The sequence below is a fragment of the Methanobrevibacter sp. genome, from assembly GCF_045611865.1.
Lineage (GTDB): Archaea > Methanobacteriota > Methanobacteria > Methanobacteriales > Methanobacteriaceae > Methanocatella.
Map to the genome: position 1 here is coordinate 1 of NZ_JAZKXX010000052.1, position 21,815 is coordinate 21,815.

Sequence of the window (21,815 nt, forward strand, 5' to 3'; positions counted from 1 at the left end):
TGACTGGGACGATGATGAAGACTGGGATGATGACGATTGGTATGACTGGGACGATGATGAAGACTGGGATGATGACGATTGGTATGACTGGGACGATGATGAAGACTGGGATGATGAAGGCTATTATTACTATGATACTGCTGATTGGGATGATTATGACTTTTCCTATGTAAACGGCAGCAGTAATAGAACAAAATTAATAAAATTAGCTGTAATTTCATCTTATAAACCTCTCATTGCCTATAAAACAATAATGGCCAATGATATTGCTTGTGGTAATTCTTGTGATGATGAAGATGAAGGTGATGTTGATTTGGATGAATCAACTGATGATCATGTAAACGATTCATGTATGTTAGGTTCTGCCTCCACTTCCTCTGTGAAAGTTGCCGGTTTATCATTAGGCGACACCCTTAAATCTGTTTCAAAAAGTATTGGTCAAAGTCAAAATATCTTTGATGATGAAAAAGAAACTGGTGCTAATGCTGCTGATGATAATGATTATGATACAATAACTCCTTCATCTGATAATGATTTGGGTATTTTCGGTTTATTGGTTTCATTATTGCTTAGCATAGTATTGTTAATAATATAAGAATTCAAAAGAGGAAGTCTTAAACTAGAAATCTTTAGAAATCATGATTGGGGTGATAAAAAATCACGATGGATGTCTGATAATTAGGTATAACACGGGAGTGATTTAAAAAAACTTGCCAATGATACTTTTAATATAAATGTGGAGGCTTTACAAATCACTAAGGGAGTTAAGTTTCCTATGTCAAATAAAATACATTTTTTAGACAGGGATTTCATTAACTTCTAACAAAAAATATTATTTTTTCCACATTTTTGAGTGCTGGTGGGCTGTTTTTTTTCTGTTTTCAATTGTTCGGTTAAAAATTTTTCAACTTTTGATAATTATCGGTTAGGGTATGTTTGCATCTTCCTGCAATTGAACTACCTCGAGGTGTAGACCTCGAGGATTCTTACTTCACGGGCTGTAGATGCTAATGCCTCTAGGATTACCGTGCTATCCCCCCTGTACCAGAGGTTCATTATTTTTTCTCGAAGGATGCGTGTTCCTTCTTGTAGAATGTTTTTACTTGCATTAATGTCTCTGTCATGGTGTTTTCCACATTTTGGGCAATTCCATGTTTTTTCATCTTTTAAATTATGGTGAATGTATCCGCAGTTGTGGCATTTTTTACTTGATGGAAACCATCTGCTGATTTGAATGAATTCTTTATCGTTCCATTGGCATTTATATTTAATTTTATCTACCAATGAAGCTAAACCGGTATTTTGTAAGCTATTGCTTATGTTTTTATTTTCAAACATTTTTTTGATGTCTAGATTTTCCATGCAGATTAGATCATAGTATTTAGCTAAATTATGGCTTATTTTATGTTGTGCATCTTTTATTTTGTTTGTTTTTTTATCTTGCCATTTCCAGTATGTTTGTTGTGTCTTTTTGTATCTTTTGCTTCCTGGTTTTTTTCGTGCGAGTTTTCTTTGGTATTTTTTAATCATTTCATTTTCATGTGTAACGTCTATTTTGGCTTTCTTTAGTTCGTTACTTAGTGTTGCTAATGTTCTAAGTCCCAAATCAATTCCCACACTTTCAAATGTCTTATCAAACATTTCAATAGGTGTTTCGACATTAAATACTGCATAATATTTACCATTGTGTCTTTTTATGGTGACATTATTGATTTTAGTGTCATTGCTGTTTAGTATTTTTTTGTATTCTTTGCTTGTTCGGAAGTATATTGGTCCGATTTTAGGAAAAACAACCACATTATTCTTGAATTTAATATTATTATTGTTTTGTATCCTAAATGACTGTTTTGGATTTCTTTTTGATTTAAATCTGGGATATCCACTTCCTTTTTTGAAGAATTTATTAAAACTGTTTATGAGGTCACGAAATACCTGCTGGAGGCTACTTGACTCTGAAAGTCTTAAAAAGGAGTATTCTTTTTTCAACATATTCAACATAGTGTTAAATGTTGCCATATTACATTTTAAAGTTGTGTATCCATGCTGTTTAAACAAAGAATAAGTCTTTTGGTATCCATCTAAGAGTCTGTTCCATGTAAATCTTGCATTTCCAATATTTTGCTCAAGTACCTGGACCATATCCTCATCAGGATACAACCTAACCTCCAAACCTTTATTAACAACCTTCATAAACACAAAAATCACACCCAAAAAAACATTTATGGTAATTTACTACAATAATATTATTAAACAATAATGCATATATTAAAAATAAGTAAGAGAGCATTTGTGAAGTAAATAGTGCTACTCATTTTTTGTGCAATTCATCCTCACCTTAAAGAAGGCGAGGTATTCTTGCACATATAAGATAAAGCAGGTGCAATTAACTTAGGTAGGGCAATAAGATGTTCTTTTTTTCAATATTTAGGTCCAATTTCGGAACAGTTATATAATTAATCAAATAGAATGTTATATTTAGGTTAACATATGTTTTGATATAACTCGGAGGAAAAAATTTGCAATATAAAAAGATAACTTTACTGATAATATTTCTTATAAGCTTGCTTGCAATCGGAGCGGTAAGCGCAGCCGACAACGGCACTGATGATAATATAATTGGAGAAGCATCTGGTATGGATTTGGCTTCTCAGGATACAAATGAGGATCTCACTGCTGCTGAACAGACATTCACTCAACTAAACCAAACAATCAACGGCAATAATAATAGTGAAATCACTTTAATTGGTGACTATAAATATTCTGATGTTGATGATTTTGAAAATGGAATTGTCATAAATCGTGATGTGACTATTTATGGAAACGGTCACACTATAAATGGTGACGGTCGAGCACGTATTTTCAATATTGCTGGAGGTAATGTGGTATTCTACAACATCGAATTTACAAATGGATATGCTTTGGGTTCTGGTGGTGCTATTTATGGGGCTTGTAAAGCAATAAACTGTAATTTCATCAAAAACAATGCAAATATGGGTGGTGCTATGTATGAAGGTACTGCTCAGAACTGTAATTTTACTGAAAATACTGCAACTGGCGTAATGGGATCTGGTGGTGCTATGTATAGGGGTTCTGCTCGTGAATGTACTTTTATTGAAAATAGTGCACATGTTGGTGGTGCTATGTACTATTGTTCTGCTGTGGATTGTGTTTTTAAGAAAAATTCTGCAAATACTGGAGGGGCTGTGTATTCTGGTTCTGTTGTGACTGGTACTTTTATTGGAAACACTGCGCTAGTTTTGGCTCATTCTATGTGTTATGCTTGTGTGTGGAATTGCATTGGTGATAAAGATAAGGATTTTTATGAAAATAAGGATTTAGTTCTTCACTGGGATGTTAGTGATCATTTTACTTCTGAATATAATTCTGGGGATGCATTACATATTGTCCTAAAGAGTCAAAATGATGAGTTCGTAAATCTTATTGATTGTAATGTTGTTGTTTATAAGGATGGTGTTATGGTTAAGACATATCCTTGTTTTAGTGGTGATGGATTATCATTTGATTTGGCTGCAGGCAATTATACTGTCGAGCCGGCTGTTTCATATCTTGGTTTAAAGCAGCCTAGTCCAATAAGTATTCAGCTAACAATAAATAAGGCTGCTTCAAATATTGAAGTTTCCGCCAGTGATGCGGTCTATCCTGACAATGTCACTGTCAATGTCAAATCTAATGTTTCAGGTATTTATGTTGTAAAAGTCGGTGGTTATTCCAAAGATGTTACTCTTAATGCAGGTGAGGCTCAAAACGTCAGATTCAGTGGTTTGTCTGCTAATGAAGTGGGTTATGTTGTTAGTGTGTCTCATGAAAGTGAAAATTACACTGGTTTTAATGATGCTGTGAGAGTTAAAGTTCATAAGGCCACTCCTACCATTAACGTGGCTGCTGGCGATGTTACCTATCCTGGCGATGTCGTAGTCAATGTTAAGGTTAATGTTGCCGGCACTTATATTGTGAACGTTGGGGATAAGTCTAAAAAGCTTTCATTTGTAGAGGGTGTTGCTCAAAACGTTGGATTCACTGGTTTGGCTGCTAATGAGGCTGGTTATGTTGTTAATGTGGTTTATCCTGAAACTCAGAATTACGCAGGATACACTACTCCTAATTCATATGTTAAAGTTCATAAGGTTACTCCGATTGTTAATGTTTCTACTAGTGATGTAACCTATCCTGGTGATGTTGTAGTCAATGTTAACAGTAGTGCTGGTGGCAATTATGTCGTAAATGTTGGAAATAGATCTAAAGAGGTTATTATCGTTTCCGGCATTGCTCGGGATGTTGTATTTGATGGTTTGGCTGCTAATGAGGTAGGTTATGTTGTTAATGTGACTTATGCTGAAAGCGAGAATTACACTGGATATAATTCATCCAATATGTTGGTCAAGGTTTACAAGGCCACTCCGGTTGTTAACGTGACCGCAAGTGATGTTACCTATCCTGGTGATGTTGTAGTAAGCGTAAGCGTCAGTGCCAACGGCACTTATGTTGTAAATGTGGCTGACAAATCCCAAGAGGTTAATCTCACAGTAAATGGTACTCAAAACATTATATTTAGTGGTTTGGCTGCTAATGATGCGGGCTATACTATTAATGTGACTTATGCGGAAACTGAGAATTACACTGCCACTTTTAATGATGGGCTAAAAGTTAAAGTTAAAAGGGCAACCTCAAAGTTGATTGCCAGTGCAAAAACATTCAAGTCCAAGGACAAAACCAAAAAATATCTGGTAATCCTCAAGGACGGCAAAGGAAATGCAATTAAAAAATCTAAAATTAAATTAAAAGTTAATGGCGTAACATATTCTGCAACTACCAATGCTAAAGGCAGGGCCATATTCCATTTAACCAAATTAACAAAAACAGGAAAAGCCGCCATCTCATATCGCGGTGATAAAAACCACAAGGTTATAAGCAAAAAGGTTAAATTAACCGTAAAAACCACTTCCTTTAAAACATTATCCTATGGAAGCAAGGATAAGGCAATGATTAAAAAAATCCAAACAGTTTTAAAGGATAAAGGATTCTACACCTGGGCATATGGTCATTACTTGAAACTCGATGGAATTTACCACAAATACACTGTTCATGCGGTCAAACTGTTCCAGAAAGCAAACCATCTTAAAGTGACTGGAAAAGTTGACTACAAAACAGCTCAAAAACTAAAAATCGTAAAGTAACTAGGCTCATGCCTGTTACTTAATTTTTCTATTTTTTAACCTGAACTTAACCATTCATTTAATCGATTCTAGCTATTATATTTTAACTAGTTCTACCAGTATGACCCACAATAATGGGACGATTAGTTGTTTTGCTCATGCCTCTTTACTATCTGCATGAAAAACTTCTGAGTCATGTGGATTCAGCAATACTTAATCTTATTTTTAATGGATTTGGTGTGGTTAAGTTTCGGGTTATAATGAATATTATTCGATAAATATTGCTTTTTTTAAAGAATACTGTCCGTAAAGTTTATATATTATGTTTTTCTCAGAGCAATTTTACTTAATAGCTTCAACAAGCTTTATATAATTTTTAAATCATATTTATAACTATGTATATTGAAGATATTAGTAATTAGATTAAGAGGTAATTTAAATGGCAAAAGCGATAGCACCAACACCAACATTAAAAGGAAAAGACACCAAAAGCTTTTTAGAAGAAATGAAAAGGCCGAACAATAGAAAAGAAAAATCAGATTAAACAAAGAATCAATAATTGTAGACATGTTGATTTCTTTTAGATTTTTTTAATTTTTCAGATGTTTGGAGGTTCTACACAGAATCCATCAAAGATTTTGTAAGTAAAGTGGTGGTTCAATTCTTTTAAAAAAGTTTGGTTTTTGGGAATTTCCACTCAAAACTATCTTATGTTTTTCTTAGGAGGAGTATTTTCAAAAGGTTACAATTTGTAGCCAACTGAAAGTGCTATCGCATGTCTCTTAGTATTGTCTGAGTATTTTTTCATTGACCCTAGACCAATACTAACAAAATATTTTGTTAACTATTTATATATGTATTAACAAATATTTTATTAACTAACATGTTTTAAAGGAGTTATTTGCATATGGATGACAAAACACAATTGATTATTAATTTCATAAATGAAAATAGTTCTAACATGCCTCACGTCTTAAGGGAGAAGTTAATCAAGAATGGTGAGAAATTGAACTACAGATTTGAGTTTGATGAAATCAGGAAAAGTATCGATGATTTTATTGGGGGTGAGGAGTTAAACAGATTTATTGTATTGCCTGGAATTAGAGGTGTTGGAAAGACAACTCTGCTTTATCAAGCATATTACTATTTGTTAAACGACAAACACATATTACCCGAACAGATAATTTACCTATCATGTGATGATTTAAACAATCTGGTTGATTGCAATATAAGAAAAATCGTTGAAATCTATCTAAAAAATCAATTCAATACAAACTTAAGATTATTGGATAGGGAAATTTTCCTTTTAATCGATGAATCACAATACGATAAAAACTGGTCAATGTCGGGTAAAATCATATATGACAGATCAGAAAAGATATTCATGATATTCACAGGTTCATCAGCATTAAACCTTGAATACAATGCAGATGCGGCACGAAGGATGTTTAAAAGAGTTATAACTCCTCTAAATTATAATGAACATGTGAAATTAAAATATAATTACTCCAATGTCAATCTTGGAAATTCATTGGTTGATTTGATTTTAAATGGCAACCCTGAAGATGCCATAAAATATGAAAACGAAGTCAATAGAGCCTTAATCAATAATATTGAATACACGTCTAATGATTGGGATGAATATTTAAGGTATGGTGGATTTCCAATACTTGCACGTAAAATAGATTTCAGAAAACTCTCAGCCAATATTGTGGACATGGTTGAAAAAGTTGTAAATACCGACATGGTTGCCATTAAAAACTTCACTTTTGAAAACCAGACAAATTCAAACAGGATACTGAGATATCTGGCACTGCAAAATGCAGGAGACCTTTCACAAAACAATTTAGCAAAATACCTGAAAACATCCCAGGCAAATGTAAAAAACATTTTAGACATCTTGGAAAAAACACATCTGATATTTTCCCTTGAAGCTTATGGAACATCATCCAAACGCATTAAAAAAACAAAAAAATATTACTTCGCAACCAGCAGTATTAGAAATGCACTATCCATAAAATCTGGAAACACAATTAAAAACATTAAGCAATATGAAGGAATACTTTTAGAAAACCTAGTAGCATCAATATTATTCAATCTCACACAAAGGGAAAATAATTATTTCAAATTGTATTATGATGCAAACAAAAAGAAGAATGTTGATTTTATATTGCAGCAGGACTTTAAAAATCCAGTGCCTATTGAAGTAGGTCGTGGCAAAAAAGATAAAAAGCAAATCACTCATGCAATCAATAATTATGGTGCGGATTATGGAATTATTATCTCAGATACTACCAGTAATATTGAAAAACAGGACAATATTATCTATATTCCCCCAAAAACATTTTCATTTTTATAATTATATGTATGGGGGGGGTATTGTTAATTAAACAAATGTTGGGAGGTTCCACATATAATCTATCCAAAATTTTGGAAATGAATCATGCTTATTTGTTTTTTAGGTTATAATGAATATTATTCGATAAATATTGCTTTTTTTAGATTTATTATTTATATTGTTAGTTATAGTTATATTTAAAGTTATATTTTTTCTATTTAATATAATAACTTCTTTTTTGTTGTTATTTTTAAAATTAAATTATTTTCCTTTTGTTCAAATATTTGAACAAGTCTTTATATATAATTGTTTAATTATTTGAATAATTATTTATATAAGATAATTTAAATATTTGAATAAGTAGTATTAAGTTAGGAGGTTTTGGCATGTTGGAAAGGCAAGAGTTAATCTCAAATTTCATTAGAAATGAATTAAATGATGTTCCTAATATATTAAACAGAGAATTATCTAAAAATAATAAAAAATTCAACACTCGTGATGAATTAGATGAAATAAAAGGATATGTAAATACTTTTTTAAATGAAGATACATCAAATAAAATTGTCGTTTTACCTGGTCTTAGGGGTGTTGGCAAAACAACTTTGATTCTGCAGTTATATGAATATCTGTTGAAAGAAAAGAACATTCCTCCCAGAAATGTATTGTATGTTTCTTTTGATGATTTAAATGATTTTGTTGAATGCAATATCCGTGAAATGGTTGAAATATATTTAAAGGATATGTTTAATGCAAATTTAAGAACATTAAATGAAAAGGTTTTCATATTCATTGATGAATCTCAAATCGATAAAAAGTGGGCGAAAACTGGAAAAATCATTTATGACAAGTCATATAATATTTTCATCATATTTACCGGTTCATCAGCACTTCATCTTGAACAAAATAATGATCTCGCAAGAAGAATGCGTAAAAAATCTTTAACTCCACTAAACTATACTCAACATCTTAAGTTAAAATATGATTTAAATGTGGGAACTTTATCAAACGATTTAGGAGATATGATATTTACCGGCAATATTGATTCTGCTGTCAAATCAGAATTTGAAGCAAACAATCTTTTAACCAATTGCTTGGATTACTCTTCTAATGATTGGGACGAATATTTTAAATTTGGCGCTTTTCCAATACTTTTTGATAAAAAGACACACAGAGAAATATGTGAAGATTTGGTTGAAATTACTGAAAGGGTAATTACTAAAGACATGTCTCAAATAAAGGAGATTTCTTCGTCCAATCAATCAAATGCAAAACGTATATTAAGGTATTTTGCCTTACAACAGCCTGGTGAATTAACACAAGCTAATCTTGCGAATTATCTAAAAACATCAACAGCTAATGTTAATAAAATATTGGACCTTCTTGAAAAAACCCATTTGATATTCCATTGTGAACCCTATGGAGGTTCAGCCAAACGAGTTAAAAAATCATGGAAATATTACTTTGCAACACCTAGCATCAGACATGCCCTATCAAGAAAAGTTGGAAATCCATTACTTGGAAGTGATGATTATGAAGGATTGCTTCTTGAAAATTTAATAGCATCAAATTTATTTAATTTGTCAAATAAGGAATTTACTAATTTCACAATATACTATGATGCAAATAAAAAAACAAATGTTGACTTTTTAATCCAAAGGGAATCTGAAAACATCATTCCAATTGAGGTGGGACGTGGAAAGAAAAAGAAATCTCAAATTAAACACGCCATCAACAGATATGATTGTGAATATGGTATAGTCGTTGCAAATAATACAAAAGCTATTGAAAAGAGGGGTGAAGTAATTTACATACCTCCAAAGACATTTTCATTTTTATAACATAGGTTAAATCAGTATTTTTCAAAAATACTTATTTTTAACCATTTATTTGAATATTGGGTGTTCTGCCATGAGTCTATCCAAAATTTTGGAAATAGGTTGGTCTTATTTGTTTTTCATATTATAATTCAAAATATACGTAAGGTATTTTTTACAGTTGAAGTTGTGGTGTTGTTTTTAGAATTTTTCCTTGTTCTTTTTTATTTTATTTAAGTGGTAATTTCAATTGAATTAAGCATATTAATCATAGTTTTTACATCATTACCAATTAAACTGAATCTATACTCTCCAACATGCCTTACAATATAATATGCATCATTTCCCTGATTATCTTTATAAACAGTAATATCTCCAACCGGGTCGTATAGGATGACTTCCGGAGGATGTGATTCACCTTGAGTTGTGCTCACACATATGGAAAAAACTTCATTTAAGTACTTTCCGGCGTTTTCAAGAAGAACATATCCACCCATATCTCCATAAGATGGGAGTGAATCTGTTGTGACATAAGCGGATCCGACTGGAGTAAGCATTGTAAAAATATCAAAATCATTAGTTTCAAGTGGAACGTCACTTTTAAATGTATTACTTGCAAAAAGGGTTAAACCGGCCAGTATAATTACTATGGCAATTAAAAGGATGATAATCAGTTTTTTATTGTCAAGGTCAAATGATAACTTTGGGATTTGGGAAGGTTTGTTAATCTTTTGACCGCAGGATTCACAGAAATTAACTGAATCGGTAAGTTCAGCTCCACAATTCGGGCAAAATTAATTTTTTGTGTTTTTGTTCCACATTCGGGGCAAAATTGGTCGGAAGTAGATAATTTTGCACCACAATTTTTACAATAGTTTTCCATGGTTAATTTTTTTGTGTTGATGGTTTATATTTTTTTAAGCACGATATTAATTGTACTGAGGGGGTAGTGGGAAGAAAGAGAGCAATCTAATTTTCCAATTTTTCTTTAATTAATTTTTTATTTATCATGAAACATGTTTTAGTAACATTACTTTCAAAGAATGTTTCATATGCATTAGCACCTTTATCTCCTTTTGGAGCCAATTGTAGTTCATAATCTTTAAAACCATTTGATGAAACGGGCAGTAATGTATTATCTTTTTTATTGATAGCAACTTTAATTTGATTAAATGTTTTTTCGAATAAGTCTAATTCTTCTCCAGTAAATGAGATTTTTTTAACGGAATGTAGTTTTCTATATCCATTTTTTTCATCACTTTCTATTTTGTAACATATTATTATAAAAGTTTGTTCTTCAAAAAATTGTTTCCATTCTGATTCATCCCATGTTACATTAAATTCATCATGTCTTAAGTTTCTGAATGATAATCTTTCTTTTGGTGTCCCATTTTTATTCAAAGAGATATTTTTAATAAAATAACTTGTTTTTCGGAATAATTCATTTTTTTCAGGTAGTTCTCCATCTTTTCCAATAATTCTATCTGAAATCATTTTGCCGATATTTTTGGGCATATTTCCTTCAATTTTTGTGTTTGTAATTTCTTCATAGATTTCTGCTTGAGTTTTTCCAAAATAAGGTTTTAATTTATTTTCAACATATTCCATAACAGTTTTAAATTCAGTTTGCTTTGGTTTAAAATCAAATAATGTTGTTGGATTGATATGTTCTCTTAAAATACCTGTCATGTATGCATTTTTAAGGGAATATGCCCTTGGTTTAGGTAAAATATCAGAAAACGGTTGTGTGGTTCTATTTGCTGATGTATTTGATTTTGTACAAGCTCCTAGGTAAGAGGTATCTCCTTCAGATAGTTCATGAGCTTTTCCTTCTAAAACTTTGGCTTTAATTATTTCAAAATCATTATTTAATATTTCAAAATCTTTTGTCATGTCGTATAATTGATAATCAGTAATTAAAAAATCTTTTGCTTCTTTTTTAGAGTTATATTCGTACCATATGATGAGCATTTTTTTACATTTTCCAAGAACATGACTACTTTCGAATGTCTCATTAACAATTTCATTAAAATTTATCATACTCAGGGATAATCTTTCTTTAGCTCTTAAACTACCATTTTTATTTTTAACATAACCAGTAACCTTTAATTCAATTCCTAATTCTTCAAAATCAGCTCTACTGTCATTGTTAAGAGGATAGTTATAAAAACCAGTTTCTACAACCTGTCCTAATAATCCTTTTCTTGTAGTTAAACTAGAATTATCTAATAAATTCTTAGAATCTATTTCTTTAAATGTTTTTCCTTTAATATTGGATGTATATTCCAATAATTCAGTTTCATTTTGAAATTTCATAGTTAATCAGTCGAATTATTACTTCACAAATGCTCTCTAATTAATTATTAATATATAGCCTAACCAATATATAATATGTTGGAGAAATTGCTATGGAAAAGACTGTTGTGGAATTATTTGCAGGTGTTGGGGGGTTCCGTTGTGGATTTAACCATGTAACTTTTGATGGAAAAGAAGTTACAGAAGAAAATAACTGGAATTTTGTTTGGGCTAATCAATGGGAGCCATCTACCAAAACACAAGCGGCATTTGATTGTTATGTCGAGAGATTTGGAGAATCTGAAAATCATGTGTGTGAAGACATTGGAAAAATTGATAAAACTACAATTCCTAATCATACAGTGCTTGTTGGTGGTTTTCCATGCCAAGATTATTCCGTAGCAAGGTCACTTTCAAATGAAAAAGGTATTGAAGGTAAAAAAGGAGTTTTATGGTGGGAAATAGTTGAAGTTTTAGAAGCAAAACAACCTCCTTTTGTTTTACTGGAGAATGTAGACAGACTTTTGAGATCTCCTTCAACTCAAAGGGGAAGAGATTTTGGAATTATGCTTCGTTCTTTTTTTGATAATGGATATGCTGTTGAATGGAGAGTTATTAATGCTGCGGAATATGGTTTTCCACAAAAAAGAAGAAGAGTATTCATTTTTGCATATCATAAGTCAACTAATTACTTTAAAAAAATGAAAAAATACTCTCCTAAACAACTTGTTTATTCTGATGGTATTTTTGCATCTAATTTTCCAATTAAAGATTTAAAATTAGAAAAAGGGAATACAAATATTTCAAAAGAAGAGTTTGAGGATATTGTTTATATTAGTGATGGATTTGATTTCCATTTCTTTAATGCAGGATGCATGATTGGTGGTAAAATTAATACATACAAAGTAGAACCAGTTGATTGCAAAAATATTACTACTTTAGGGGATGTTCTTGAAAAAGATGAAGTTGATGAAAAATATTTCCTTTTAGATGAAAAATTAGAAAAGTGGACTTATTTAAAAGGGTCAAAAAGAATTGAAAGAACAAAACCTAATGGGGAGACATATTATTTTTCAGAAGGACAACTTTCATTCCCGGATAAATTGGATATTCCTGCAAGAACAATGCTTACTAGTGAAAGCACTACAAATAGAAGTTCTCATGTTGTAAAAGATTATGTTTCCAGTAATTTAAGGACATTAACACCAATTGAAGCGGAAAGAATTCAAATGTTTCCAGATAATTGGACAAATATAGAATCAAAAGCAATGACTGAACGTAGACGCTATTTTATGATGGGTAATGCATTAGTTGTTGGTGTCGTTGAAAAGTTAGGGGATTATTTAAAAGAAATTGTTGATAATGAAAATTAATAATATTCGTCCTCATATTCATAATCAGAATCGTAGTCATCACTATCTTCATACATCCAAGAATATTCATCTGGATAAGCTTCAAAGAGTTTTTGATTAGCGTACTCGGCTCCTTCTCCTGATTGATAATATGGATTGCTTGCACAGTCTGCACATACTTTTCCTTGTGTATATTCATTATTTGCTTCTGAATAAGTCAATGCTTTTCCACAAATTGCACAGTATCCGTATTTTCCGCTTTCAGTATCTGATTTTACTAAAGTCGCATTTTTCACTGTTTTATTTGTTGTAATGTTGTTTGCAACAGGAGTATCATTATCATGATGTGTCATTAAACCATAACCAACGCCTACAGCTAGAATGGCAATTATTACAAGCAATGCAATTACTCTTTTATCCTTTAATGCATCCATATATAACATTTTGTAAACTAGTTATATATATTTTAGAGTTTAACCAAATATACTATAAGGTGATTTCATGCCAGACAAAGCAAACACAGAGGAAAGAATCAAAAAAGCTATTGAACTAAAAGAATCTCTAGAAGCAAAGCTTGAAAAAGTAAAAGGATCTCCAAGAGAAGAGGAATTCAAGCTCCAAATTGAAAAAGTAACGGAATTAATTGCGCATCTTGAAAGCGAACTCAAAAGTTAAAATGTATATAATACATTACACAACTATTATTTAAGGAGTTGTTAATTTTGAAACTAAAAATATTTCTAATCTTTCTAATAGCCATTCTGGCGATTTCGGCAGTTCATGCCGAGGACAATCAAACGGACGAACAGATTGCACACGATACAAACATCACAATACCAGAGAAGATGTGGAAGGAAAACCTCTCAGACATCCAAGTTCAATTACCGGAAAACGCCAACGGAAACCTTACAGTCAAAATCAACAACCAGACAATCTATGACAACTTCACCCAGGACAAGTCCGTTGCTATCCCAATCACTCTTCCAACGGAAAAGTATGGTTTTATTGCAATTCCGGGCTGGCCGCCTGAGGCAACAACATACAGGATTAACGCTTTTTACAACAACATAGAAATCAACATGACAAACACATTCAAGGTGATGGACCACAACCAGACTTACGATTATCTGTTTTCACCCCGTGAAATCCTTAGAAACGGAGACTTCCAGTATCTTCTGTTAAGGTTCCCTTCAACTTCACAGGGCCACGTTGACATCTACATTGACAACAGGTATTTCAAAACTCTCAATGCAACCAGATTCACATTCATCGAGGGTCTTGAAAACTTAACTTTAGGAACTCACGACATAAGAATAGAATACTCAGGGGATGATTATTTCTTACCATCAAACAAAACCTATCAGTTCAACGTAACAGACGTCATAATCTCCCTTTCAGACACATTAATCATTGACCATGATGACTGCCTGAGCGTGGACGTTTCAAAGGATGCACAATGCAATGTCGAAATCTACGTTGACGGCAAGCTATTTAAGAAGGGCACAACAGACCGTTCAGGAAACTATCTCTATTCACTTTTCGATTTAAGCTGCACAACCCATGAAATTGAAGTAAAAGTTACAGGAAAATACTCAAGAACCCTTAAAAAGACAGTCAACGTCACATACTACATTGACATCTATGATCAGTCAGTCACATACGGACCGTACAATACATTCATGATCCTGCTTCCTGATGACATGAATCCTGAGCTTTTAAACATCACAATCGGCGGTGTGAGATACACAGACTTTGAAATAGAAAACGGAGGCATTGACCTTGATATTTCAAAGCTTAAGAAAGGAAACTACACTGTTCATGTCGAATATGCTGGTGACGGGAAATACTACCCGTTCAATGCAACTTCATCTCTAATTGTCGATTATGAAATCATATGTCCGTACTATTATTCAGGATTCGATACAATAATCTATTTGAACCTTCCAAAAGAGGCCAACGGTAATTTGACCATTATGGTTAACGGCAAACTGTATGAAACAGTAAAACTTCAAAAAGGCTATGCATCAATCAGTCTTGACGAGTTGCCTCCGGGAGACTATGACTTTGAAGTGTTCTACACAGGAAGCGACTTTGAAGTTAAAGGCGAAAACGCATCAATTGAAATCGTACTGGAACTTATGTATGAAATGGACATTGAAGTCGGTCAAACAGAGACAATCACAGTATTGGTGTCCAAAAACGCCAAAGGATATGTTCTTTTGGATTTTAATAACAAGACATACAATGTAACAGTCAAAAATGGAAAGGCAAGAATTGTTTTAAATAACCTCGAAGTTGGAAGCTACGACCTTGAACTCCTTTATGTTGGAAGTGACGGCTACAACAGGACAGAATATGCCTATGTCTATGTCGACTATGCAGATCCAAAAATCAAGGCATCAAACAAGGTTGTTTATGCAACTGAAAAGGCAAAATACACATTTAAAGTAATCGGACGTAACGGAAAACCGTTGAATTCCACTTACGTTAATGTGAAAATCGCAAACAAGAAGTATAGGGTCAAAACCAACTCAAACGGTGTTGTGAGTGTTAATATTCCGAGTCTTAAGGTTGGAAAATACAACATACAGATTTCCTATGGGGGTGTCAAAGCCAATAAGAAATTAACAGTTAAGCATATTGTGGGTTTGGATACCGTTAAGGTTAAAAAGTCCGCCAAAAAGTTGGTATTAACCGCAAAGCTTGCTAAAAAGCTCAAGGGCAAGACAGTAACATTCAAGTTCAACGGCAAAACCCTTAAAGCAAAGACCAATGCAAATGGAATTGCAAAGGTAACAGTTAAAAAATCAGTTTTAAATTCCCTTAAGGTAGGCAAAAAGGTCTCATATTCTGCAACCTGCCTGAAGGATACTGTTAAAAAATCAGTTAAAGTTGGAAAATAGAAAATTTGATTCTCTATTTTTAACATTTTTTATATTATTTTTTTTTTTAATTAAATCTAGAAAAGTTAAAATAATACTATTCTTTGAGATTCACATTTTTTTCTAAATTCAATGTCTTCTTTGCTAGGGGCTTCATTCATTCTTTTTAAAAAGTCACTAGCTTCTTTACCGTATAATGTTGGAGTTTCGCCAATAGGTTTTGTCATTTGCATTCACCTCTGTATTTTTAATATTTAATTGTATTTTCAAATATAAAAGAATATATTTTAGTTAATTTAAAATTATACATAACATTTAATTGGGTTTGCACATGAAATTTAAACATGTTTTTTTAATTGGTATGATGTTTTTGGCAATTTTAACAGTAGGATTTGTCAGTGCATCTGATAATTCTACATCAACTGACGGCAATTTTTTAAATGAAAATTATCAAGTCAATGGTGATGAAATAACTCTCAATTCCCAAGACATTGGTGTTTCCTATGGGGTAAATAATTCGACCGGAACTTTCAGCGATTTAAACACTGCAATAAATGAATCTGCTAGCGAGTTGAACCTAACTAGAAATTATACCTATTCAGATGGGGATTCAGATTATATTGGAGGCATAATCATTGACAAGCAAATCACAATCAATGGAAACGGATTTACTATTGATGGTAATAATCAGGCAATGGCATTCAATATTACTGCTTCCAATGTCATTCTAAACAATATTACCTTTGCAAACTGCTGTGCGGAAAAGGGTGGTGCAATATTTAATTCTGGCACAGTTACTCTGAATAATGATGTTTTCATAAATAACCGTGCAGATAGGGGAGGTGCAATATTCACTAAAGGCAATATGGTGTTGAATTGTAGTTCTTTTAACAATAATGCTGCTAATGAGGGTGGAGGTGCAATTACTATTTCTTCAGGTGATGTGGATTTGTATGATGTTGTTTTTTCTGATAATGCTGCGGATTTCGCTGGAGCAATTATTAATAATGGGGGTTATGTAAATCTATTTCATGTTGTTTTTATGAATAATACAGCAACATGGTCTGGAGGTGCAATTTATAATTGGAATATTATGGATTTGTATGATGTTGTTTTTTCCAATAATGCTGCTAATGAGGCTAGTGCAATTACTAATGAGCATGAAATGGATTTGCATGATGTAGTTTTTTCCGATAATGTCGCAAATACCTATGGTGCAATTTTAAATTATAATATTATGGGTTTGTATGGTGTTGTTTTTTCTAATAATGTTGCTCAATATGCTGGTGCAATTTCTAATGATTATTTTATGTATTTGCAGGATGTTGTTTTTTCTAATAATTCGGGGGTATATGGTGGTGCAATTTATAATACTAATTATTTATCTATTGAGGATTCTATCTTTGCCAATGCAACTTCAGATTATGCGCCGGCAATTTATTCTTATGGTGGCCAGTTATCCATTAGCAATACTCGATTTGTAAATTTGACTGCAAAAGTCTCTGCTGGAGCAATATCTATTAAAAATGGGGTTCGGGTCCATATTGAGGATAGTGAATTTATAAACACCTCCTCTTTAAAAAATGCAGGTGCCATTAATATGGATCGATGTGGAAATGTTGTCATAGTTGACACTATATTCAGGAATACTTATTCTGCTTTTTGTGGTGCATTTGTTCAATTGGAGGGGAATCTGGTCCTGAATAATTCGCAATTCATAAATGACTTCGCAGATTTCAACGGGGGTGCGGTTTATCTTTCATATGTCAAGGCTAAAATCAATAACTGTACTTTCGATTCAAACATCGCAGGAGCATTTGATAATCATGACGCCTGTGGAGGCGCAGTTTATTGTGATGCGGGTAGTTTAACGTTAAATGATTCCAAGTTTATCAATAACTCTGCAAGTCGAGGTAATGCAATATATACTTGTGATTCATCTTATAATATTACAAATTCAATTTTCATAAACAATACCAATGCCATTTACACAGATTTTGATTGTGAAGGTTATTTGGATGAAAATAATGTCTACATTAATAGCAACGTTTCAACCAATAACGCATATTATCAAACAGCATGGTGTGGCGAGGGGATTGAATTGAAATTAATAAACAACACTATTGATGTTGCCAATATTCCTTCAAGATTCGATTTGCGTGAATGGGGTTGGGTAACTCCTGTTAAATCTCAAGAATTCAAAGGTTTTTGCTGGGTTTTTGGTATATTGGCTGGTTTAGAATCTTCCCTTTTAAAAGCCACTGGTGTGGAATATGATTTTTCAGAAAATCATATTGGAAATAATGCAATAAAATATGGTAAATATGGAAACGCCATTGCTGATGAGGGAGGATGGAATTATCTCGCAGTGGGGGCTGTTTTAAGTTGGTTTTCTCTTGTTGATGAACAGGATGACTGTTATGATTGTATGGGTAAATTATCTGATTTATGTGCTGCAAATAATATTCATATTCAGGATGTAGTTTTCATTCCTAAAGAAAAATCCGATGATTTTATTGTTAGTAATGAAACAAATAATTTAATCAAACAGTCAGTATTAAAATACGGAGCTGTTTCCATAGATTTTGCAGGCGATGGGGAATATTTTAGCCCTACAAGTTCCATATATCACAACGATACGTATGAAGCTAATCATGCAGTTGCTGTAGTGGGTTGGGATGATAGTTATTCAAGGGATAACTTTGATGTTGCTCCTCCAGGCGATGGGGCCTGGATAATCAAGAGCAGTTGGGGTAGCCAGTGGGGTGATGGCGGATATGGGTATCTCTCATATTATGACACTTCAATATTTGGCTTAAATTACAAGTATTTCCCATACACTTGTGCATTCATTATTGAAAACACTGAAAACTACAATTATAATTATCAGACAGATTTGGGTGGAAATATACAATTCGCTGAAGACTGTACTTACTATTCAAATGAATACACTTCTGTTGGTGATGATCTGTTAGGTGCCGTCGGCACTTACTTTAATGATACTGGAGTTGAATATGAATTTGAGGTATATGTTAACGGTGAGTTAAGACTGGTGCAAAGCGGCGTGAGTGAGTTTGCAGGCTTTAGAACAATAGTTTTGGACAAATACATTCCACTTAAAACCGGTGACAAATTCAAAGTGGTATTTAAAAGCAATGTGGTTCCCTACCTGGTATTTTCAAGGCAGCATTATCTGCCTAATGTGTCAATGATTAGTAATGATGGCAAATTATGGATTGATGTTGCAGATTCAAACGGGACAGTTTGCCTTAAGGCCTATACTGTTAAGGATGATACTAAAATCATTGACAATAATGACATTTCAGTTGATTATGCAGGTGGAAAATACTTCACTGTTCGTGTCGTAACAGATGAGGGGCATACGGTCGGTGCCGGTGAAAAGGTAACATTTACAATCAACAAAAAGACATCTACGGCAATAACAGATGAAAATGGTGTGGCTAAAATAAAGATAACTGATGTTCCAGGTAAATACACTATTATAACTCAATACAATGGAAAAACATACGCAAATAAAGTTACCGTAAAACAGGTGCTTACAACCAATAAGGTAACTATCAAAAAAACTGCTAAAAAGTTCAATTTACAGGCCAAGCTTAAAATCAACGGTAAAATGGTTAAGGGTAAAACAATAACATTCAAGTTCAGGGGCAAAACCTATCATACCAAAACCAACGCAAAAGGAATTGCCAAAGTAACAATCAAACAGAATGTTATCAAAAAGCTCAAGAAAGGTAAAACATACAATGTAAAAATCACTTACCTTAAGGATACAATAAAAACAACAGTTAAAGTCAGAAAATAGGGATTTATTTCTCTATTCTTTTTTATTATTTTGCTTTTGTTTTGTAAAATTGCTTTTAAAAATTCATTTATTAAGTGTTCGTCCATTTAATCCAATAATAAAACTTTATTTGTTTTTATATTCTAAATTATTTTGTTGCAGGTTCCGTTCTTATGTTGTCAACATATATTGTGTTGCATGATGATTTATAAATAACATCTGGGACTGTTTTATGACGCAGATAAAAAATGAGTTGATTTTGTTGTAAAACACCTTTATTGGACAATTCCTGTTGAGGTTGGTGCGGGTAAAAAGACAAAAAGCCAACTTACCAGAGCCATAAATAAATATGGTGCAGAATATGGAATTCTGATTTCAAACAGGACTTCACAAATCAAATTTGAAAGAAATATAATTTATATTCCGATTTTGACATTTGCCTTGATGTAGGAATTCATTAACTTATAATTAAATGATTTTCATTTTTTAAAATTCATGAACTTATGAATCAATGCTTTCTATACAAATCACTTATTCTAAATTTTCATATAAGTGCTTTCTATAAAAATCATTAATCTAAAAAATATGCATAGATGCTTTCTATAGAAAGCATACTTAAATATTAGAATATACATATATTTACCTGAAACCAAATGGGGTGGGGAATATTTTGATTAAAAGAGAAACTTATCTAAAAGAAATACGCAATCTTTTTGGCAGTGATTTCATTAAAGTAATTGTAGGATTGAGAAGATGCGGAAAAACATCACTATTGAAAAGTATCATTGATGAACTAAAGGAAAATGGGGTTAAAAGCGAAAACATCATTTATATCTCTTTCGAATCAGTAGAATATAAAAATATTTTTACACAACAACAACTTGATGAATTGGTATTAAAATTAGTTAAAAACGTTGAAGGCAAAATATATCTGCTTTTTGATGAAATACAGCAAGTTGACGAATGGGAAAAATGTATTAATTCATATAGGGTTTCTCTTGATTGTGATATCTATATAACAGGGTCAAACTCAAAATTATTGTCAAACGAACTTGCAACTCTCCTTTCAGGACGATACATCAAGATCAATTTATATCCCTTTTCATTTAAAGAGGTGTTACAATACAAAAGGGAAATAGATGGTGTTGAATTAACAAAAGAAATTATTAAAAATGTATTTGAGGAATATGTGTTATTTGGTGGGATGCCGGGATTACTGCCAGTTAAAGATGAAAATACTAAGATAAATGCTCTTCAAGACATCTATGATTCAATTATTGTACATGATATTCTTTCAAGATACACAATTAATGAAATTGATTTATTTAAAAGATTTTCTCATTATCTGATGAACTCAACTGGCCAAACATTTTCGAAAACCAGCATTACAAATTATTTAAAAAACGAAAATAAAAAAACAACACGAAATACTATTTCCAACTTCACCAACTATCTTGAAGATTCTTTATTCTGTATGAAAGTTAGACGTCAAGATATTTTGGGTAAAAAGCTATTGAAAACCGAAGAGAAGTATTATCTCTCAGACCAGGGATTTCATCATGCTTTAGTTGACAACAATAACAATTGGCTTGGAAGAATTCTTGAAAATATTGTTTTCAATGAGTTAATAAGAAGAAATTATTCTGTAAAAATAGGAAAAATATATGACAGGGAAATAGATTTTCTTTGTGAAAAACATGATAAAAAAGTGTATATTCAAGTTACTTATCTTCTATCTGCTCCAGATATAATTGAAAGGGAGTTTTCTCCGTTATTGTTGGTTCCAGATAAATATGACGCTTATGTGCTAAGTATGGATGAATTTGACATGTCTCAAGATGGAATTAAACACATGAACATTTTGGATTTCTTGATGGGTGATGAAATCTAATGAAAATGATGTTTTATACATGATAAAAACATGGATGATATGCAATTAACTAAAAAGAGCATGTTGGAATGAAAAATAGTTATTTTTTAATACTTTAATTATGAGCGTTACTTTTTAAGTAAACCTCTATAAGGCGTAATATGAACAAATTTAATGTCTAATGCTGGAATTGTGGAGATTATATTTCTGCAATAGTCATTAATTGACCTTTTTTTTAACGATTTTTATTGTGATATTTCAAAACACATTTTTCAAAAATTTATT

At 32.1% G+C, this 21,815-nt stretch carries 14 protein-coding genes and 2 pseudogenes; 9 read left to right on the forward strand and 7 right to left on the reverse strand.

Features of this window, described 5'->3' with window-relative positions; all coding sequences use genetic code 11:
• Positions 1-595: hypothetical protein (locus ACKI32_RS05055; protein WP_407414138.1), on the forward strand; the 595-nt coding region annotated here is incomplete at its 5' end.
• A gap of 362 nt (positions 596-957) precedes the next feature.
• Here ACKI32_RS05055 and ACKI32_RS05060 read toward each other — a convergent pair.
• Positions 958-2,190, reverse strand: a complete 1,233-nt coding sequence (locus tag ACKI32_RS05060) for an RNA-guided endonuclease InsQ/TnpB family protein (RefSeq protein WP_407414140.1) — start codon at positions 2,188-2,190, stop codon at positions 958-960.
• Between the two features lie 326 nt (positions 2,191-2,516).
• On the opposite strand from ACKI32_RS05060, the gene ACKI32_RS05065 reads away from it, so the two are divergent.
• The 3 genes from ACKI32_RS05065 to ACKI32_RS05075 all read left to right on the forward strand — a co-directional run bounded on the left by ACKI32_RS05065 (position 2,517) and on the right by ACKI32_RS05075 (position 9,350).
• Positions 2,517-5,195: a peptidoglycan-binding protein gene (locus ACKI32_RS05065; protein WP_407414142.1), complete on the forward strand. Its 2,679-nt coding sequence runs from the start codon at positions 2,517-2,519 to the stop codon at positions 5,193-5,195.
• 886 nt (positions 5,196-6,081) lie between these two features.
• Positions 6,082-7,533 (forward strand): ATP-binding protein, encoded by a 1,452-nt coding sequence (locus ACKI32_RS05070; RefSeq protein WP_407414144.1) that lies wholly within the window; start codon positions 6,082-6,084, stop codon positions 7,531-7,533.
• A 365-nt stretch (positions 7,534-7,898) separates the two neighbouring features.
• Positions 7,899-9,350 carry an ATP-binding protein gene (locus ACKI32_RS05075; RefSeq protein ID WP_407414146.1) on the forward strand — a complete coding sequence of 484 codons (1,452 nt, stop codon included), beginning with the start codon at positions 7,899-7,901 and terminating at the stop codon, positions 9,348-9,350.
• A 209-nt stretch (positions 9,351-9,559) separates the two neighbouring features.
• Here ACKI32_RS05075 and ACKI32_RS05080 read toward each other — a convergent pair whose 3' ends face one another.
• The 4 genes and pseudogenes from ACKI32_RS05080 to ACKI32_RS05095 all read right to left on the reverse strand — a co-directional run bounded on the left by ACKI32_RS05080 (position 9,560) and on the right by ACKI32_RS05095 (position 11,642).
• Entirely contained in the window at positions 9,560-9,883 is a 324-nt protein-coding gene (locus ACKI32_RS05080) for a hypothetical protein (RefSeq protein ID WP_407414148.1), read from the reverse strand.
• Between the two features lie 174 nt (positions 9,884-10,057).
• Positions 10,058-10,114, reverse strand: a pseudogene (locus ACKI32_RS05085) (zinc-ribbon domain-containing protein); the annotation flags it as partial.
• A 26-nt stretch (positions 10,115-10,140) separates the two neighbouring features.
• Positions 10,141-10,209 (reverse strand): annotated as a pseudogene (locus ACKI32_RS05090) (zinc ribbon domain-containing protein); the annotation flags it as partial.
• A gap of 86 nt (positions 10,210-10,295) precedes the next feature.
• The gene (locus ACKI32_RS05095; protein WP_407414150.1) at positions 10,296-11,642 is read right to left on the reverse strand and encodes a Sau3AI family type II restriction endonuclease; all 1,347 of its coding nucleotides are present in this window, start codon (positions 11,640-11,642) and stop codon (positions 10,296-10,298) included.
• A 92-nt stretch (positions 11,643-11,734) separates the two neighbouring features.
• On the opposite strand from ACKI32_RS05095, the gene dcm reads away from it, so the two are divergent.
• The gene (gene dcm, locus ACKI32_RS05100; RefSeq protein WP_407414152.1) at positions 11,735-12,994 is read left to right on the forward strand and encodes a DNA (cytosine-5-)-methyltransferase; all 1,260 of its coding nucleotides are present in this window, start codon (positions 11,735-11,737) and stop codon (positions 12,992-12,994) included.
• Here dcm and ACKI32_RS05105 read toward each other — a convergent pair.
• Complete coding sequence (locus ACKI32_RS05105; RefSeq protein ID WP_407414154.1) at positions 12,991-13,407, reverse strand: hypothetical protein; 417 nt, start codon at positions 13,405-13,407, stop codon at positions 12,991-12,993. The genes dcm and ACKI32_RS05105 overlap by 4 nt on opposite strands.
• A 67-nt stretch (positions 13,408-13,474) precedes the next feature.
• On the opposite strand from ACKI32_RS05105, the gene ACKI32_RS05110 reads away from it, so the two are divergent.
• Together ACKI32_RS05110 and ACKI32_RS05115 are read left to right on the forward strand one after the other, a co-directional pair.
• On the forward strand, positions 13,475-13,648 hold the full coding sequence (locus tag ACKI32_RS05110) for a hypothetical protein (protein ID WP_407414156.1): 174 nt from the start codon (positions 13,475-13,477) through the stop codon (positions 13,646-13,648).
• A gap of 47 nt (positions 13,649-13,695) precedes the next feature.
• Positions 13,696-15,876, forward strand: a complete 2,181-nt coding sequence (locus ACKI32_RS05115) for an Ig-like domain-containing protein (protein WP_407414158.1) — start codon at positions 13,696-13,698, stop codon at positions 15,874-15,876.
• Between the two features lie 65 nt (positions 15,877-15,941).
• Here ACKI32_RS05115 and ACKI32_RS05120 read toward each other — a convergent pair whose 3' ends face one another.
• Positions 15,942-16,082, reverse strand: a complete 141-nt coding sequence (locus ACKI32_RS05120) for a hypothetical protein (protein WP_407414160.1) — start codon at positions 16,080-16,082, stop codon at positions 15,942-15,944.
• A 104-nt stretch (positions 16,083-16,186) separates the two neighbouring features.
• On the opposite strand from ACKI32_RS05120, the gene ACKI32_RS05125 reads away from it, so the two are divergent.
• Both ACKI32_RS05125 and ACKI32_RS05130 read left to right on the forward strand, forming a co-directional pair.
• Entirely contained in the window at positions 16,187-19,681 is a 3,495-nt protein-coding gene (locus tag ACKI32_RS05125; protein WP_407414162.1) for a C1 family peptidase, read from the forward strand.
• Between the two features lie 649 nt (positions 19,682-20,330).
• On the forward strand, positions 20,331-21,551 hold the full coding sequence (locus ACKI32_RS05130) for an ATP-binding protein (RefSeq protein WP_407414164.1): 1,221 nt from the start codon (positions 20,331-20,333) through the stop codon (positions 21,549-21,551).
• Positions 21,552-21,815 lie beyond the last annotated feature (264 nt).

Excerpts from the sequence above, each read along its gene's own strand:
- ACKI32_RS05060 (WP_407414140.1), bottom strand. The coding sequence starts at position 2,190 with ATGAAGGTTGTTAATAAAGGTTTGGAGGTTAGGTTGTATCCTGATGAG.
- ACKI32_RS05070 (WP_407414144.1), top strand. The coding sequence starts at position 6,082 with ATGGATGACAAAACACAATTGATTATTAATTTCATAAATGAAAATAGT.
- ACKI32_RS05075 (WP_407414146.1), top strand. The coding sequence starts at position 7,899 with ATGTTGGAAAGGCAAGAGTTAATCTCAAATTTCATTAGAAATGAATTA.
- ACKI32_RS05080 (WP_407414148.1), bottom strand. The coding sequence starts at position 9,883 with ATGCTTACTCCAGTCGGATCCGCTTATGTCACAACAGATTCACTCCCA.
- ACKI32_RS05095 (WP_407414150.1), bottom strand. The coding sequence starts at position 11,642 with ATGAAATTTCAAAATGAAACTGAATTATTGGAATATACATCCAATATT.
- dcm (WP_407414152.1), top strand. The coding sequence starts at position 11,735 with ATGGAAAAGACTGTTGTGGAATTATTTGCAGGTGTTGGGGGGTTCCGT.
- ACKI32_RS05105 (WP_407414154.1), bottom strand. The coding sequence starts at position 13,407 with ATGGATGCATTAAAGGATAAAAGAGTAATTGCATTGCTTGTAATAATT.
- ACKI32_RS05110 (WP_407414156.1), top strand. The coding sequence starts at position 13,475 with ATGCCAGACAAAGCAAACACAGAGGAAAGAATCAAAAAAGCTATTGAA.
- ACKI32_RS05120 (WP_407414160.1), bottom strand. The coding sequence starts at position 16,082 with ATGACAAAACCTATTGGCGAAACTCCAACATTATACGGTAAAGAAGCT.
- ACKI32_RS05125 (WP_407414162.1), top strand. The coding sequence starts at position 16,187 with ATGAAATTTAAACATGTTTTTTTAATTGGTATGATGTTTTTGGCAATT.